The sequence below is a fragment of the Helicobacter sp. MIT 03-1616 genome (genome assembly GCF_000765685.2).
GTDB classification, from domain to species: Bacteria; Campylobacterota; Campylobacteria; order Campylobacterales; family Helicobacteraceae; genus Helicobacter_C; species Helicobacter_C typhlonius.
The window spans coordinates 49,035-66,701 of the sequence record NZ_JROY02000006.1 but is presented as its reverse complement, the minus strand read 5'-3'; the positions used below and the strand labels follow the sequence as shown (position 1 = coordinate 66,701).

17 protein-coding genes are annotated in these 17,667 nt (G+C 38.2%); 12 read left to right on the top strand and 5 right to left on the bottom strand.

The genetic code is table 11. The features are described from left to right. Positions 1-74: 74 nt before the first annotated feature. Positions 75-2,033, top strand: a complete 1,959-nt coding sequence (ligA, locus tag LS67_RS05825; RefSeq protein ID WP_034327286.1) for an NAD-dependent DNA ligase LigA — start codon at positions 75-77, stop codon at positions 2,031-2,033. A gap of 116 nt (positions 2,034-2,149) precedes the next feature. Here the strand turns inward: ligA and LS67_RS05820 are convergent, their stop codons facing one another. The 5 genes from LS67_RS05820 to LS67_RS05800 are packed head-to-tail and all read right to left on the bottom strand — an operon-like array spanning position 2,150 to position 7,084. Further along, entirely contained in the window at positions 2,150-2,791 is a 642-nt protein-coding gene (locus LS67_RS05820; protein ID WP_034327281.1) for a YhcH/YjgK/YiaL family protein, read from the bottom strand. 33 nt (positions 2,792-2,824) lie between these two features. After that, the gene (gene dapE, locus LS67_RS05815; RefSeq protein WP_034327282.1) at positions 2,825-4,012 is read right to left on the bottom strand and encodes a succinyl-diaminopimelate desuccinylase; all 1,188 of its coding nucleotides are present in this window, start codon (positions 4,010-4,012) and stop codon (positions 2,825-2,827) included. Position 4,013: 1 nt separating this feature from the next. Then, positions 4,014-5,024, bottom strand: coding sequence for a glycosyltransferase (locus tag LS67_RS05810; protein ID WP_161594479.1), 1,011 nt, complete (start codon positions 5,022-5,024; stop codon positions 4,014-4,016). Continuing rightward, a complete protein-coding gene (locus LS67_RS05805; RefSeq protein ID WP_081953940.1) occupies positions 5,017-5,691 on the bottom strand; it encodes a flavin reductase family protein in 675 nt (224 codons plus the stop codon). Before LS67_RS05805 ends, LS67_RS05810 begins: the two co-directional genes overlap by 8 nt. Continuing rightward, the gene (locus LS67_RS05800; RefSeq protein WP_058122056.1) at positions 5,681-7,084 is read right to left on the bottom strand and encodes a glycosyltransferase family 9 protein; all 1,404 of its coding nucleotides are present in this window, start codon (positions 7,082-7,084) and stop codon (positions 5,681-5,683) included. The genes LS67_RS05805 and LS67_RS05800 overlap by 11 nt, the downstream gene beginning before the upstream one ends. A 222-nt stretch (positions 7,085-7,306) precedes the next feature. On the opposite strand from LS67_RS05800, the gene hisS reads away from it, so the two are divergent. From hisS to LS67_RS05745, 11 genes are all read left to right on the top strand, one after another. After that, the gene (hisS, locus tag LS67_RS05795) at positions 7,307-8,647 is read left to right on the top strand and encodes a histidine--tRNA ligase (protein WP_201274022.1); all 1,341 of its coding nucleotides are present in this window, start codon (positions 7,307-7,309) and stop codon (positions 8,645-8,647) included. 18 nt (positions 8,648-8,665) lie between these two features. Then, on the top strand, positions 8,666-10,489 hold the full coding sequence (locus tag LS67_RS05790) for a M3 family oligoendopeptidase (RefSeq protein WP_201274021.1): 1,824 nt from the start codon (positions 8,666-8,668) through the stop codon (positions 10,487-10,489). Further along, positions 10,458-10,952: a hypothetical protein gene (locus LS67_RS05785; protein WP_034327937.1), complete on the top strand. Its 495-nt coding sequence runs from the start codon at positions 10,458-10,460 to the stop codon at positions 10,950-10,952. The genes LS67_RS05790 and LS67_RS05785 overlap by 32 nt, the downstream gene beginning before the upstream one ends. Positions 10,953-11,040: 88 nt before the next feature. Next, positions 11,041-11,715, top strand: a complete 675-nt coding sequence (locus LS67_RS05780) for a DUF5644 domain-containing protein (RefSeq protein WP_034327940.1) — start codon at positions 11,041-11,043, stop codon at positions 11,713-11,715. 3 nt (positions 11,716-11,718) lie between these two features. Next, complete coding sequence (locus LS67_RS05775) at positions 11,719-12,555, top strand: HdrB C-terminal domain-containing protein (protein ID WP_034327944.1); 837 nt, start codon at positions 11,719-11,721, stop codon at positions 12,553-12,555. Next, positions 12,555-12,863: a hypothetical protein gene (locus LS67_RS05770; RefSeq protein ID WP_034327946.1), complete on the top strand. Its 309-nt coding sequence runs from the start codon at positions 12,555-12,557 to the stop codon at positions 12,861-12,863. The genes LS67_RS05775 and LS67_RS05770 overlap by 1 nt, the downstream gene beginning before the upstream one ends. 58 nt (positions 12,864-12,921) lie before the next feature. After that, positions 12,922-13,863 carry a TerB family tellurite resistance protein gene (locus LS67_RS05765; protein WP_034327949.1) on the top strand — a complete coding sequence of 314 codons (942 nt, stop codon included), beginning with the start codon at positions 12,922-12,924 and terminating at the stop codon, positions 13,861-13,863. A 55-nt stretch (positions 13,864-13,918) separates the two neighbouring features. Then, positions 13,919-14,419: a hypothetical protein gene (locus LS67_RS05760; RefSeq protein WP_034327952.1), complete on the top strand. Its 501-nt coding sequence runs from the start codon at positions 13,919-13,921 to the stop codon at positions 14,417-14,419. Then, the gene (locus tag LS67_RS05755) at positions 14,420-15,958 is read left to right on the top strand and encodes a PhoH family protein (protein WP_034327954.1); all 1,539 of its coding nucleotides are present in this window, start codon (positions 14,420-14,422) and stop codon (positions 15,956-15,958) included. Between the two features lie 65 nt (positions 15,959-16,023). After that, positions 16,024-16,719 carry a hypothetical protein gene (locus tag LS67_RS05750; RefSeq protein WP_034327955.1) on the top strand — a complete coding sequence of 232 codons (696 nt, stop codon included), beginning with the start codon at positions 16,024-16,026 and terminating at the stop codon, positions 16,717-16,719. A gap of 82 nt (positions 16,720-16,801) precedes the next feature. Then, a complete protein-coding gene (locus LS67_RS05745; RefSeq protein ID WP_231944870.1) occupies positions 16,802-17,524 on the top strand; it encodes an NlpC/P60 family protein in 723 nt (240 codons plus the stop codon). The last annotated feature ends 143 nt before the right edge of the window (positions 17,525-17,667 follow it).

The following is a 17,667-nucleotide window of genomic DNA, read 5'->3' as shown; positions in this document are numbered from 1 at the left end:
ATGATACAATTCTATCGCAAAATACATAAAATAAGCATTATAAACTTCAAAATTTAAGGATAAATCGCGTGGATATTGTTACAACAAAAGATGAGTATAAAAGCCAAGTGCAGATTCTCAAAAAAATGGCATACCATTATTATGTGCTTGATGAGCCAATTGCCACTGACGAACAATATGACACACTCTATCACAAGGTGCTAGAGTTTGAAAAGACTAATCCCGCTCTTATGGACCCCAGCTCCCCCACACAGCGCGTAGGCGATACACCTTTAGAATCTTTTAGCAAAAATACGCATTTGGTGCGTATGTGGAGTTTAGATGATATGTTTAATGATGAGGATTTGAGTGCGTGGATTCAAAGAATCTATAAAAGCCGAGCCCAAGCGACTTTTACTTGCTCTCCTAAATTTGATGGGGCAAGTCTTAACCTCCTTTATCGTGGTGGAAAACTCATAAGTGCCACTACAAGAGGAAATGGCATAGAAGGGGAGCTTGTAACACAAAATGCGAGGACGATTCAAAGTGTGCCGCTTGAGATTGCATTTAAAGATGACATTGAGGTGCGCGGGGAAGTCATCATCACAAAAGATGATTTTGAGGCGATAAATAACGAGCGATTAGAACAGAATCTTAGCCTTTTTGCAAACCCACGCAATGCCGCAGCAGGAAGCTTAAGACAGCTAGATTCTAAAATCACAGCCAAACGCAAACTGCGCTTTATGCCTTGGGGTATTGGCGCGGGGCTTGAGAAATTTTCTAGTTTCTATGCGGCATTACAGGAGATAGGGAATTTCGGCTTTGCACCTGTGCCTTTTTTGCGCCATTGCAAGAATATGGAGGAGATTACAACATTGTATCGTGAGCTTGTTTCAAAACGCAATAATTATCCCATAATGCTTGATGGTATGGTGATTATGCTTGATGAGATTGCCTTGCAGCAGGAGCTTGGCTGGACGATAAAATCACCTCGTTTTGCTTGTGCGTATAAATTTCCCGCAGTGGAGAAAAGCTCTAAGATTCTATCTGTAACTTTACAAGTAGGACGCACAGGACTTATCACGCCTGTGGCGGAGCTTAAGCCCGTGGAGATTGAGGGAGCGATGATTTCGCGCGCAACTTTACACAACTTTAGTGAAATTGAGCGCAAAGACATTCGTTTAGGCGATGAAGTGATTATTATCCGCAGTGGCGATGTGATACCTAAAATCATAAAGCCCCTTACCGCATTGCGTGATGGCTCACAAAAGCCCATTGCTAAACCTACACATTGCCCTGTGTGTGGCGAGGAATTGTTGATTGAGGAGATTTTCATCAAATGCCAAAATCTTAGCTGTGAAGCTAGGGTGATAGAATCTATTATTCACTTTGCCTCTAAAAAGGCACTTAATATTGACGGATTGGGTGAAAAAATCGTTATCCAACTCTACGAAAATGCGATGATACGAAGCATTAAGGATATTTATAGTTTAACTTTGGAGCAACTCCTTAAACTTGAAGGCTGGAAAGAAAAACGCGCTCAAAATCTTATAGATTCTATACGAGATACCATAGGCGTGGAGCTATGGCGTTTTATCAATGCGCTTGGAATCGAGCATATCGGCGAGGGTGCGAGTAAGAAGCTCGCTCAACATTTTGGGCTAGATACTTTTAAACTAGAGTTAGATTCTATACTCTCACTAGATGGTTTTGGCGAGGAAATGGCACGCTCACTTGTAGAGTTTAATGTCGCAAATAAGGCACTTATAGAGGAGTTAATATCTATCATCACTCCTCGCGTGGAGATTATCACATATGACAAAAATCATACTTTTTACAATAAAACGATTGTGCTTACAGGCACGCTTTCTAGCCCTAGAGATGAGATAAGCGCACTTTTAGAATCTAAGGGTGCAAAAATTGCCTCAAGCGTGAGTAAAAAGACGGATTTTGTGATTTATGGAGACAAGGCGGGGAGCAAATTGGAAAAAGCACAATCTCTAGGTGTAAAAACGCTCAATGAGCAGGAGTTTCTCGCACTTATAAAGTTTTAATATCTTAGGAATATGAGGCTTTTAGATTCTATAAATTTAGAATCTAAAAGCTTTTCATTGCAAACGCGCTTTTGTTTTTGGGACATATTTTAAGGGCAAAACGAGATTGAATAATGCTATAAACCAAGCAGACATACAGACACTTTAAGCACACTTTTTTTGACTTGTGCATATTGAGATGTAGGGCTTGTATTGCTATTTGAATCTTTGCTTAGCTCTAAGCCTCCCGCGTGAGTATCTTCGGGAAAAAATATCGCCAAATCTCCAGCGCGTAAAAGTAAATTTGTGCGATAAGGTATGTGTGAATCTGTTTTTAGCGGGAGCTTTGATTGAGATTTTAGCAGATTTTTATTTAAAGTGCTAGATTCTGTATAGAAATGCGGAAAAAGGTTGTTATATACGATTAAATCCTTGCGCTCATCATAGGGGATTTGCACCTCGAAGCTCTCTCTATCGCCAATCCTCATAAACTCATAGCCCTCAACTACAAGCTGAAAATCAATAAAAGCACGATGCGTTTCAAAAAAGGCATTTTTCGCGCTTTTTAAACGATAGGTTTGCTCGATTGCACGGACATTTTGCGAGAGTGGATAAGTTATTTCTTTGCGCTCCTCATTTTCTAACTTAAGACTTATGATTCTTTTGTGAATCTCATTTGTAGAATCTAGCGCATTAAGCATATATTCCCTTGCCTCATTGAGTGCAGGGTATGCTTTAAAAAACCAATCTAAATGTGTAAGTTTGCCAATAATTGCCATTGTCACTCCTTTATAAATTTACCTCTTATGTTTTCACACAAGCGGTGCGTTGTGCGGATTTTTAGCACTCTTTATGTATGATTGCAAAAAATCTACAAAAACATCGTGCAATGTGGAAACATCACTTATTTTCACGCGCTCGTTGATGGCATGGATTTTATCATTTGGCACACCAAGTTCTACGACATCTATGCCGTATTGTGCAAAAAATCGTGCATCACTCGTGCCACCACTTGTGCTTAAAGAGGGAGTAATATCGGCTACGCGCTTAATACTCTCACGGAGTAAGGCAATCAGCGCACTTTGAGAATCTGTAATAAATGGCAAGGAATTTGTTTTTAAAGAAAGCTCATAAGGGATTTCTTTAAAAACTTCCTTAATGTATGTGCGAATAGAATCTTCATTGCTTAAAGGTGAGTTACGCACATTAAACATTATTTTGAGATTCTGTGGTGTTACATTTACAACTTCCATACCGCTTCGAATATCGGTAATTACAAGTTTGCTCGGCGCAAAATGAGAATCCCCATTATCTAATTCTATGCCTGCTAATGCACCAAGCTTGCTCCCTAATAGTTCTATGGGATTGATACATTTTTGTGGATAGGCGACGTGTCCTTGTTTGCCTTCAATGATGAGTGTGCCATTGATTGAGCCACGTCTACCGATTTTAAGCATATCGCCTGTGCGATTTATGCTTGTAGGTTCTGCGACAATGCAGCTATGAGGAAGCAAATTGCGTTTTTTAAGCTCTTCAAGCATAAACTTTGTGCCATAGATTCCCTCTCCTTCTTCATCACTTGTAAGAAGGATTGAGAGCATAATGGGTAATGAAGAAGTATTATGGAATTCTAAAATATTACAAACGGCACATATAAAGGCACTTACGCCTCCTTTCATATCTTGCGTGCCTCGTCCATAGATATACTTTTCATCTTGTGTCCCACAAAATGGTTCAAACTCCCAACCCTCTCCCGTTGGCACAACATCAATATGTCCTGCAAAACAAAAATGATGCAGATTTGATTTGTCTGCACCTTTAGGTGCAATAAGATAAAAGAGATTTTTCACCCCCTCTTTTTCTTGCTCAATGATGAATGTATCAATATGTTCCTTTTGTATGAGAGAATTTAATTTATTAAGGATAATCTCATAAATACCGCATTCTTGAGGTGTGATACTTGGACGCTTGATGAGCTCTTGTAAAAGTGAAAGAGGCATATTAGTCCTTTTTAGATTTAAGATAAGAGAGTGCTTTTGTAGCAAAGGCACTAAAGTGTGGAAAATTCATTGAAAATTTCGTGCGATAAGGTGCATAGGTATAAAGGGGTTTAATGCTTTGAATAATATCAGCTTTTTCATCACTCCAAGGTAAGTTATTTAAAATGCGCATTATGCGTTTAAGCAAGGTACGAATACAGCGGTAATAAAAAGCATAGGTTTCATTACTCACATATTTTTTAACATTTTCACTAAAAGTAACAATTTCATGAGCAGTAATGGCATAACTTTTGGCACTTTTGAGAAGTTTATTCATATCCCCCCCCCCTCTTGTAGTTGAAAGCAAAGATTGTCGGTAGTCATAAAATCGTTTTGGGCTTAAAAATACTTTTTTAGCGTAGCTAAAGCATTTTAATCCAAAAAGTATATCTTGATGAAAAATATCCTTACAGAATTTTATTGCATACTGCTGCAAAAGATTTTTTGCAATTGCTCCTTGCCAAGTATAGGTAAAAAGCACAGCCTTTTGTTCATAAAGCGTTTGTAAAAGTTCATCGCCACTTTTTGTTTGCCCTGCTAAAGTGCTCATATTAAACCAAAATTTTTGATAACCAAGTGAATGTCCCTCATCGCTAATAAGATTAAACTCTGTATAGATAATATCTAATGTAGGGTCATTTTTAAAACACTGGGCGTAATATTCTAAAGCTTTAGAGTCTATTCTATCATCGGAATCCACAAAGACAATGTATTGACCTTTGGCTCTTTTTAAACCTTCATTCCGCGCAATGCTTTGTCCAGCGTTATTTTGATGAACAAGAGTAATAAATGAATGTGATTCTGCGTAAGTTTGTGCTATTTCTCCGCTTTTATCAGTGCTGCCATCATTAATGAGTATAATTTCAAAATCTTTATAACTTTGTCCTAAGAGCGAATCTAGGCATTCTTTAAGATAGGATTGCACATTATAAATGGGCACAATAATAGAAAAAAGAGGTGTATTTTTACTCATCATCTCTCCCTTGCTCTACCTGTATAGGCTGTGTCTGCAAATGTTGATTTTGCGTATAAGTCGCTAGGGCATTTGTGTCTTTGGGTGTATGCTCTGTGGGAATGAGTTCTGCGCCCGGAAGCTTGTATATACGTCCTACGCGCCCGATAAAATGAGGCAAAAATTTTAAATCCTGTTGATAAATTTCATCAGCAATATAAAATGAATCCACCTTTAAAAGCACACTTTTATTCTCCCCAAGCTCCAGCACATCATATAAATTACACATAAAGGCGACTTTCACACCCTTTGGCACAGGAGGAAAGCCAGATTTTAGCACTTCAAGCTCTATATCAAACTCCACCGCCTCACTCATATTATAGCCTAGCTCCGCACTCGTGCTATGTAGGGCGTTTAGGTGGGTAGATTCACACATACTGATTGTGGCTTTGCGCGTATCAAGTATGTTTTTATAGCTATCTTTGTGGGTGCCATCACTCTTTTGCATCATACAAATCGCAAAAATAGGTGGATTCACACTCAAAGGCGCAAAAAAACTAAATGGAGCGAGATTTATCGTGCCATTTGGAAAGCTCGTGCTAACCCACGCGATAGGGCGAGGCGTAATGGTATTGCTTAGAATCTTGTAGTTTTGTAAGGGTGTTGAAGTTTGTGTCTCAAGTATCATTGCTTAGCCTTTTTTCATTGTTTTTTAGCAGATTCATTGTATAAGTGATAACTTCTTGCGGTGTGATAAGCTTCATACAATTATGATGTTTCAAGGGGCATTCACGCTTCTTGCAAGGTGAGCAAGGCACATATTTGCAGAGTAAAATACAAGATTCATAAGGGTTTTGCGCGTGGTGTGAATCTTGTGAAACCTGCTGTGAATCCTGTGCAGTGATAGTTGCCCTGTCTTTATCCTGTGCGCTAGATTCTATAAATTGAGAATCTATAGAATCATCATTTGTGTGGAGTAAAAAAGGTAATTTTTTTAGCGATGTGGGCTTATATGGTGCGGTTTCTTTGATATTTGTAGGACCAAAAATCGCTACCATAGGCACTTTGAGTGCGGCGGCAATGTGCATAGGACCGCTGTCGTTGGTGATAAAGACATTCATTGCGTTAATATAATCAATAAGCTGATTGAGATTTGTCTTGTCTGTGAGGTTGTGAAAAAATCGTGCATTGGAATGAGAAGCGATAGAATCCGCAATTTGCGCGTTCGTGCCTTTGGTATCGCTTGAGCCAAAAAGATACACATCATAAGAGAGTGTGAGAAAATGTTTAATAATCTCCACAAAATAGGACTTTTCCCAACATTTTGCACTGCCAAAAGCTGCTCCGGGATTTATACCTATGGCGATATTTTGTGAATCTTGTGTGTTTTGCGTGGCGAGATTCAAAGGATATGAGATAAGGCTAAGTGGCTTTTTAGCGAGAATAGGGAGCAAATCTAGCCTAAATGGCAATGAGGGGGCAGATTTGTAGTCAAGGAGCAGCTGCTCTATGCGCTCCAACCATTGGTGTAGCTGCACACTATCTTGGGGCAAAAATTCCGCTTCGTTTTCACTATCAAGCATATCTTGATAAGCCTTGTAAGCTTGTTGTTGCACAGATTCTAAAGGCGCGATGAGTTTGAGGTATAAATGCACCTGATGTGTGCCTTTGATGTGGTGTAAGGGCAGGGCGTGGGTTAAGAGAAAACTTCTAGCGTTTTTAGCATAGCCTATACGCACCTTGCTTTTACTAAAAAATAAGAAGAGTGCGGAAAAAAAGGTATTTGCAAATGTAATTGAAATATCGTGTATACCTACATTTTTAGCAAGTTTTTTGATAGCATAGATTCTACATTTCGCACTTTTGCTTTCATCAATAAAAATATGCTTTACGCGCGAATCTCGCTCATAGATTCCACAACTTGCCTTTGTGCCTACAAGCGTAAAATCTGCATTTTTAAAGCTTTGTTTAAGCCATTCAAATGCAGGAGAGACCATTACACTATCACCTAACCAATTTGGCAAACGCAGAAGTATGCTTTTGACAGAATGAGTAGGGATAGTATCTTGCGCTAAAGACATTTTTGCTCCACAAAATTTTTGTTATTTTTTAAGAATTTTAAATTTATGATGATGTTTTGAGTGTTATTGTAAAGTTAAAAAGCTAAAAATCTGCTATGAAGTGTGGAAATTTTACCAAAATAGCGTTCAATGTAGCTAAAATAAAAGATTTTTAAGATAAAATGAGTGCTTTTTAATATGTTGAAATATTGTAAAAAGTTTAAGGAGGAATGCAAAATGGCGTTGGTTACCCCTCGCACATTGAGCGGATTTAAAGATAGACTACCTAAGGAAGCCCTAGCAAAGGCACTTTTACTCAATCAATTAAGTGATGTATTTATGAAGTTTGGTTTTGTGCCTATTGAAACACCGCATTTAGAATATGCTGATGTGCTTGTGAAACAAGGAAGTGATGAGATTCAAAAAGAATTATATCGTTTTACGGACCACGGGGGGCGCGATGTGGCGTTAAGATTTGATTTGACCGTGCCTTTAGCGCGATTTATTTCGCAATACAAAAATGAAGTGAATTTGCCCTTTAAACGTTTTGCTATAGGGAGCGTGTTTCGCGGAGAACGGGCACAAAGAGGGCGATATAGGGAATTTACACAATGTGATTTTGACTTTATAGGAAGTGATAGTACCTCGTGTGATGCAGAGATTTTGCAAGTGATTTATGCTTCACTCAACCAGCTTGGTATAGATGAATTTACCATTTGGCTTAATCATCGCGGAATCCTCGATGGAATCTGTGAATATTGCGGTATTGTAAATGATAAAGATATAAATAGTGCGCTAAGGATTATCGATAAGTTTGATAAGATTGGCAAGGATGGCGTGGCTGCCGAACTACAGAAGGAATTATCATTAAGTGGCAAACAGGTTGAACAACTGCTAGAATATACTTCAATCAAGCAACAGGGCGATAGTGAGAACTTTTTTAAGCAAATTGCATTTATGAGTGAGTTTAATGAATCTATTAAAAGGGGTATTGATGATTTAAAAGCCTTATATGAGGTGCTCGCGCCATTACAAATGGATAGAGATACTTATCGCATTAACTTTTCAATCGCTAGAGGACTTGGGTACTACACAGGAATTGTGTATGAGACGACTCTAAATGCACTAAAAAGTATAGGAAGTGTCTGCTCCGGAGGGCGATATGACAATCTCACTCGCACTTTTTCTAAGGAGAGAATGAGCGGTGTGGGCGCGAGTATTGGGCTAGATAGACTTTTGGCTGCGCTGGAAGAATTGGGGCTTTTGCATATGAATGCGACTTCTGCACGCGCACTTATTGTATGTATGGATAGGTCTTATTTTGGCTATGCACATTTACTTGCCGAGACTTTCCGCCGCTCAAAAGTGCCTATTGAAGTTTATCCAGAGATCAATAAGCTCAAAAAGCAGTTTGGTTATGCTAATACAAAGGGATACGAGTTTGTAATCGTAATAGGTGAGAGTGAGTTTAGCTCAAAAACACTTACTCTCAAAAATATGGCTTCAAGTATGCAGATGAATAATATCAGTTTTCTTAAAGCCCTCACGCTTATACAAGAAGAGAAAGAGGATAGGACAATTTAAAAAGGAGCAACAATGAGAGTGGAATCTTCGCAATGGCAACTTAACGCACTTTTTAGGAACGAGAAGCATTTGGAGCGATTTATGAGCGCACACACACGCAGAACTAAGCAGTTTGCAAAGGCTTATGAGCAAAAGCTAAATACCATTAGGTCGGATTTCTTTTGCGAGGTATTAAAGGAGTATGAAGCGGTATTGGAGGGATTTTCGCGCATTATGACTTATGTGTTTTTGCGCTTTGCAAAGGATACCACGCAAGGTGATATGTATGCAAAATATGAAATGCAAACTACACAGATGCAGAATCTCGTGTTGTTTTTTGAGCTAGAATTTTGCAATCTTCCCAGTCAAAAGCGCGATGAGATTATCGCTCACGCACCTCAATATGAATATTTTTTACAAAAGCTTATTGAGCAAGATAAGTATCAGCTCTCTCTAGCAGAGGAAAAAGTGCTTTTGAGCACTTCTCCGGTGGGTGTAAATGCGTTTTCGCGCCTATTTGATGAGCATTTAGCAAATCTTAGCTTCAAAGTACCAAAGAGTAAGGATTCTAAAACGCATTCTAAAGAGGCAAAAAAATCACAAAAAGGACATAAATCAAAGCTCAATGAGGAGGAGATTCTAAGTTTGCTTCATCATCATAAACGCGAAGTGCGTAAAGAAGCGCAAAAAATCTTTACAAAAAAGCTTTATAAATCTCGACATCTTTTAGCTTATATTCTTAATATGGTTCGAAAGGATTTGCATATTAGCACACAGCTACGCGGGTATAAATTACCAGAATCTTTCCGCCACATCTCAAATGCCGCAACACAAAAAAGTGTGGATAAACTCATCGAAGTAACAAGCACCCATTATCCGCTTGTAAGTGAATACTATGAGATAAAAGCAAAACTGCTTGGTATAAAAGAGTTAAAAGACTATGATAGATACGCACCTATTGAAAGCAAAGCGCATAATCTCTCTTATAATGAGGCGATTAACCTCGTGCTAAAATCCTTTGGGCAATTTAGTGGGGAATTTAAAAGTATTGCAATGAAAGCCTTAAGAAAAGGTTGGGTAGATTCTCATCCTGCACCACATAAGCGAGGCGGGGCATTTAGTCACGGCAGTGTGCCGAGTGCGCACCCTTATGTGTTGCTAAACTATACAGAATCTCGCCGAGATGCTTTCACAATTGCTCATGAATTTGGGCATATGATTCATCAAGAGCTTTCTAAAACACAGGGTTATCTTAATATGGATACACCACTTACCACAGCTGAAACAGCCTCTGTGTTTGCAGAAATGCTCCTTTTTGATACTCTCAAGGCAACCTTGAGTAGAGAGGAGCTAATCCCGCTCTATGCAGGGAAGCTAGAGGATATTTTCTCCACACTCTTTAGACAGGTTGTGATGACACATTTTGAGCGCAGAATTCACGCGCAAAGCGATGAGTTAAAGCCTGAGCAGTTTGATGAAATATGGAAAGAAGAAAACGAGCGTATGTTTGGTAAAAGCGTGAGTTTAAGTAAGAATTATGAGGGTTGGTGGTGCTATATCCCGCATTTCATACACTCGCCATTTTATTGCTATGCATATAGCTATGGGCAGTTGCTTGTTTTGGCACTCTTTGGTTTGTATAAATCCCAAAAAACAACACAAGGCAAGGCGAAATTCATACAAAAGTATATACAATTCCTCTCGCTCGGCGGGAGCAAAAGCCCTAAAGATTTGATTAGCACTTTTGGTTTGAATCTAGAGAGCGATAAATTTTGGTTAATTGGAATGAATGAGGTGCAGAAAATGCTTACAGAATTTAAGGAGCTTATAAATGCAAAAGATTCTGTTTTCACCTGCGTTTAAAACACTCATACTCGCTCATTTGAAAGATATATTGACATTTTTGCTTGAAAAAGGCGTTGGCTTTAACATAATGTGTGATATGAAACACACGCATTTTGACCCTGTGCTACCCGAACACATTAGTAGCACTTTTGGCGATGTGGCGACTTTTGTGCTTACCGGATATAGCTTTGAAAGCATTGTGTTGCAAAAAGATGGCATAGATTTTGAAGCTGGATTTGGCAGTGAGAATATGGTGTCTTTGGTGCATATCGCCTATGAAGGTGTTGTGCTTATTTATTTGCACGATAGTGATTTGTTGCGTGATATTTCGCTTTTTACAAATGTAAGCCACCCATTTTTTTATGATATTTCAGCTGAAGAGCTCAATGAGATAGCTTCTGTGCAGGAAGAGGGCTTGGAGCATTCACGTCTTGCCTTTACTTCAAATCCAGAGAATAGTAAATTTTTAAAAAATAATTAACCTTTTAAGGGAGGGCATAAGTGAAATATGCTAGAATCTGCCTTTTATGATGAAAATATTAAGAAGTTTGCTTCATTAAGGAGTCTTTATGGATAAAGTGAATCTTGAAGTCTTTAGATTCCAAGCGGGTGTGGATTATCTGCCTTATTATACAAAGCTTGTTTTTACCTTTAGTTCTCAACATAAACTTTCTCATTTGCTTACTTTTTTGCACGATGAAATAGGCGATTATGGTTATGACAAGACATATTTAGCATTGCGTATTAATCATATAGTAATTTTCGAGGATATGAGCATTACAGAATTAGTGCAGAGATTTGGCACAGAATGGCAAATCGAGCCATTGAGTATATATTATGCTAACAAAGATTTGCTCCTTAATAAAGATGCTTTGTGGCGTAAGTATGATACATTTTTTACAGAGGCTGATTTTATAAGTGAAGTGGAAAAAAAGGAACTAGGCAAATACTTAATATTGAATCTTATCACATCTATGGAGAATGAGGATTATTTAGGTGATGGGTTTTTTCTTTATCTCAAGTGGCTTATCTCGCGTCACCCACACAAAATGCAGTTTTTTACAAAATGGCTTTTAGATAAAAATGGCGGAATCTTATATTTTGTGAGCCTCGCAGATATGGTTTATCCACGCGCAAATACGCTTGATGAGGAGATATGGGAATTGATGAGGGATATTGTATTTTCTTATGAGAGTAAGCAGATAAAAGCTCTAACGACTTTGAAGTGCGGACGAAAAGGATAAACTATGAAATATATCATCTACGATAAATACGATAGTGCGCTAAATCCGCAAGGATTGCTCTCTACTACAAAAGCTTTGTTTGCTGCACTGAATTTAGAGGTGATTTCTCCTGCTTCGTTACAAGCGCAAGGTTTGTTTGATTGCGGTGGGTATTGGGCTAGATTAGCACAAAAAAACGATTTATTGCGCAATGTCGCTTACAATCTCGCTCTTGCAAATGCTGCAGATGCTACACTTGTTTTTGTCGAGGAAGACGCATATGCAAATGCCTTTTATGCAAAGAGTTTTATAGAATCCCATAGTCATATTATGCGTGAGATAGAAACGCAATATTTACATCAATTTAATCTCCTTTACGATAGCAAGGTGCAAATGTGTTACTTACCCGATTTGCTTAATAGCATTGATATTAGCCCATTAATCCAAAAAAGATTCACACAATTTCTCACTGCAATCGTGCGTGGTGGGTATCAAGCCTATGTGCCAAAAAGCACAAATCATAGAATTTACAACCAAGTTGGCTTAAAGGTGCTCGAGACACCGCTTGCTAATCAATATTACGCACACTTACTGCAAGTGAATCCACAGGTTGCATATGCAAATAGTGCGCGATTATTTTTTGATTTAGCAGATTTAGGCGTGGATTTCATACTTTCATACTCACTTAGTCAGTTTGCTATGCTAGATTCTAATCGTGCTAAGATTTGCAAGGCTTGTAATCGCGATAATATTGCTATTCCTGTGCTGTTATTACCTCAAATATTGTTACTCGCTTTAGGACAGGAGGATAGAAATACTCTTGGATTCACATACCATAAGCAAAAGGTGGAGATGTTTTAATGCAACTTTTTTGGAAATTTCTTTTTGCGGCAGTCATTGGTGCGACTTGGTATCATTTTGGTGGTGAAGATGCGGCAATGGCATTGGTGTTTTTCCTCATCATTTTGGGAATGCTTTTTATGAAGCCTATTCGCTACCAAGATCCAAAAAAACGTGAGGAATTTATGCAGAAAATTCGCGATAGTAGGGAACGCAAAATTGCGCTTGAAAATGAACGTATGGAGGAATTAAAACGACTAAAACAAAGCACTAGAGAGCAAGAAGAGCGTCTCAAGAAAGATTTTGAAAAGCGCATAAATAAGCGTTGATTCACAAAGTGATTTTTGCTACAATCACATAAAACTACACATTAAAGGATATTATGTAATGGAAATTTTACTTTTACTTATTGCTGGAGTGGTAGTGTATTTTCTTTACAATACATTGCAAGATTATCTTAAAAACCCCATTAATCAGCAGTCTTACCCAAAGCAGCTTGAGGATACAAACATAAATTTTCAAAATGCTTACGAGCAAGTGAGTGTTGTGGAGAAGGCAAAATCAAACGAATTTTCTGTGTTGGCAGCTATTTTAGGTAATTTTATTGTGTGGAGTAAGATGAAAACGTGTCCGCTCGAAAAAGAATTGCTTGATGGAATACTTACAGATATGGCATCAGAATCTAAAAATCCAAAGTTAAGTAAAGAAGAATTAAGCAAAATAGTGATGGAGCAAAAAAATCACGACACTACAATCCAGATTGATGAGTTATGTGAGGAATATGTAGCACTCACAAAGGGCGAGTATAAAAAACGTCTTAAAGTAGTGGAATTTTTGTTTGCCCTCGCTTATGCCGATGGCGTTTTGAGCGAAGATGAAGAAGATTGTATTATCGATATTGCGGCGTTTTTTGAGCTAGCAAATGATGATTTTAACGCGCTATATGAGTCTTTTAAGCAAATTTATGCACAAGCAAAAACTATGAGTGAGAAAGAGGCTACGGCAATATTTGTTCTTCAGGATTCAAAAGATTTAAACAAGCGGGATTTAGAGCAAAAATATCACGATTTAATCAAAAATGCTAAGCAAAATATCTTTGATAGTAAAAACATTAATAAGACTTTCCGTGATACCTCGCTTTCGCGCATTAAGGAGATTGATGAAGCCTACACACTTCTTAAGCCTTTGGCACAAGATAGGCGAAGTTCGCAAGAGACGCAAGGGGATTCACAGGATTTAGAGAATCTGCAAAATTCACAAGTTTTACAAGATTCGCAAAAAGATGAAAAAAGCACAACAGACAAGCCACGCTCTAGCTGGGACTTTTAGGAATGATGTTTGCTTGAAATAAGCTATTAAAAATATTTAGAAAGGGAGGTAGGCAATGGATATTACAAAAGTTAATCATAGCGGTGTACAAGGAATGCTTGCAAACATTTATAATGTTCAAAATCAGCCTCAAAATGTTAATAGCAAAGAAAGTGAGCAAAAGCCAAATGGTGTGGATTCTATAAACAATACCGATAGAAGTGTGCAATCACTCCAAAGCGCAGACATCACAAGGCGCATTGAAGATAGATTCTCTCCATCACAGGAGCTGCAAAAGGCGCGTGAAATCGGTGGAGAGCTTGAGGGAGGTTTTAGCAGTAAAGGTTCTTTTGATAGGTTATCTTCCATACTTAGAGAGCAGGGGTTAATCAACTCTAATGAACAGGTGGCTATGGATTATTTAAAAAATCACGCACCAAAACTCGATTTCGATGAATTTGCAAAAATTGCAAGTAATGACAATCACAGCAAAGAGATGAAAGGACTTATAGATTCGGTTGTTAAGACTATGGATTTTGTGGATAGCGTTAATGGAGGCGTTTTAAGGGAGAGTTGATTGAGCGGAAAAAGTTATTTACTCGATACTTCCATTATCCTTGATGATACGCAAAACATCGTTTATTTGTGGCAGGATTCACAAAATGCGCTTTTTATTGCGGAGGTAGTGATAGAGGAGCTTGATAAAAAGAAAGATTTGCAAAATGAAACAGGCTTCTTCGCGCGTGAATTTTTTCGTTGTATTAATAGCGATAGCGATGAGACGTCGCAGGAGATTTTAAATCACAGCGCAGACATTACAATTTCACAGAATCCACAATCACACCTTACACACTCTTATGTTGCAAAATCTACTGCAACTCCACACATAAGAGCAAATAACATAGGATCTGCAAATCCAAATCATAATGGCGTGCAAGGCAATACTGCACAGGATTATATGCAGACTATATATTTTCGCCTTGGCGATATGAGTATCCCGCTCACTTTGATTTATCGCTCCACATACAAGATAAAGCCACAAGAACATAGTTATAATGATTCTAAACTGATTGAAATTGCTAAGGATTATCGTCTCACACTTCTTACCAATGATATTTCGCTTAAGGTGCGCGCGCAGACGCAGGGTATAAGCGCACAATCACTCTTTCGCGACAAGGTTGAAAATCCAAACGATATTGACTTTTGGGCATATTTTGAAATACACAAGGACGAGCCATCAACAAAACTCAAAGAACTTGAAGACTTTATGAATCTTACACAATGGAGCTTGATACAAGTCGATGAACTTGATAATACCGATAGTGCGCTGTATAAAACAGGCAAAAAAACTTTTGGCTTGAAAGTGGGACAGGAGTTTATAGAGCTAAAACTTGATGAGATTCTAAAACTTCATCAGCCCTATATTATGCCTATAAATCTCGAGCAAAAAATGCTCTATGCCCTGCTTACATACCCACAAAATAACCTTACAATTGCCACAGGTTCAACAGGAAGTGGAAAAACGCTTATTGCGCTTCAAGCTGGAATTACATTAGTAAAAAATGGCGTGGTCGATGGTATAGTATATATGCGTAACACTATTACTGCAAATGATAAAGAAGCAGAGCTTGGCTATCGCAAGGGTGATGAGGGGCAAAAACTCGGTTATTTTATGTATCCACTTTATGGTGCGATTAATTTCACCATCGATAAACTACAAGAGCAGTCTTTGGCAAAACGTATTGAGTATCGCGGCGAGGTCAATGGTGTGCAAAAGCAAGATGCGACAGAATACTTTTTGCAAAAGCATAAGATTGAAGTAGTAGATATAGCTCACGCGCGCGGTATTAGTATTGGCAATAAATTTGTAATTTTTGATGAAGTGCAAAATGCCTCAAATGCGACAATTAAGCTTATTGGCACACGCATAGGCGAGGGAAGCAAGATAGTGTTTTTAGGAGATTGGGCGCAGATTGATCACCCTTATTTAAGCAAATTTCGCAATGGTGCTTTAAGTCTTTTAAGTAAGGCGCTCAAAGATGATTTTATTGCTGGAATTCAGTTGCGACAAACTATACGCAGTGATGTGGCAAGTTGGTTTGGAGAGAATTTTTAATGGGAGTGTTTAAAACTTTTAGCTATAAGATTCTATAAAATCTCACAACCTTTTGAGGGGGCAAGATGTTTTTTAGAATCTGTGTTGTGTTGCTATGGAGTTTAGGTGTGGTTTATGCAGCGCGCCCTATGATTACCGATGATGCACGCGTGGTGGATAAACGCTCCTGTCAGCTGGAAACTTGGGGGTTATATGATGGCACAATAGGCGAGTATTGGGCAGTACCGGGCTGCAATATGTTTTGGAATCTTGAAATTAGTATGGGCGTAATGATAAGTAATGCCCCCATAAATGGTATAGAGGAGAGATTTAGAACACAGCAGCTTGTAATGGGCGCAAAAAAGATTTTTAACGATTTAGAAGAAAAAGGATATGCCTACGGCGTGGTAATAGGCAATACCTATAATTTTTTGTATTCTAAATATCGCAACGACCATTATATCTATTTACCTGTGAGCGCAGCATTTTTGGATAACACTCTGCTTTTACATTCAAACTTTGGCTACCGATTGAAGCGCAACGAAAATGAGCCGCATATTTATCATATCGGCTTAGGATTAGAGCAGCAGGTATCCCAAAGGTTATGGGTTTTAGGCGAAGGTCTCTATGAGCGCACAGATGATTTGAAATTTCAAATTGGGCTTAGAATCTGGCTCTTACAGGATAGGATTCAGCTCGATGGCACTTATGGTAATGCCTTTAAAGGAGGGCAGAGCTGGGTATCTTTGGGGCTAAGATTCTTAAGCCCAGAATTGTTTTAGAAAGCAAAAAGAAAAAGTGTTAAAATTTTGCGAGACAAGAAAACACAACAATGTACTATGTTTAGAAAAAGAAAGGATTAAAATGATGAAAAAAGCTTTCATTTATGTATTATTCGCTTTATTTTTTGCCTCTTGTGCGTCTTTAGGTGAGCCAAAAGCACTTTCTTATAGTGTGCAGGTAGGGAGCTTTAATAATGTGGAAAATGCAGGAAATTATGTGGATTCACTCAATGACAAGGGACTTGATGCGTTTTTATTTAAAGAGAATGGCTTATATAAAGTGCGCTTTGGCAATTACCAAAGCATAGAGATTGCTAGGGAGAATGCGCAAAAATACCACAAAAGTGGCTTAATAGGGGATTTTTTTATTGTTTCTCCGCAAAAATACGCTATCAACAAAAAATCCAAATCAAAGACACAAAAAAGCAAAGGTGTGCGTGAAGATATCGTGGAGAGCGCACATCAATATTTAGGTGTGCCTTATAAATGGGGTGGGACTTCGGAGGCTGGATTTGACTGCAGTGGGTTAACAAGCGCAGTTTATAAACTCAATGGTATAGTGTTACCTCGTTCCTCTTATGAGCAATATCACAGCGGAGATTTGATACAAAAAGCCAAGCTACAAAGGGGTGATTTGGTGTTTTTTATCACAAATAGGGGCAAAAGAGTTAATCACGTAGGTATATATATAGGTGATAACGAATTTATCCACGCGCCCAGCAGGGGTAAGGTTGTCAGTAAAGCACGATTAGATTCAAATTATTGGAATAAGGCATATAAGGGTGCTAGAAGCTATATAAAATAATGCGCTAAGTCGCGTAAGCTGCATTAAAAGTATTGTCAAAACCCACACTTGTAAGTATTTCCTCCCTTATAAAAATAAGTTAAAGATTCTAAAATTTACCAAACAGGGATTATATAATCTTTAAACTCTTTGTAATACTACTT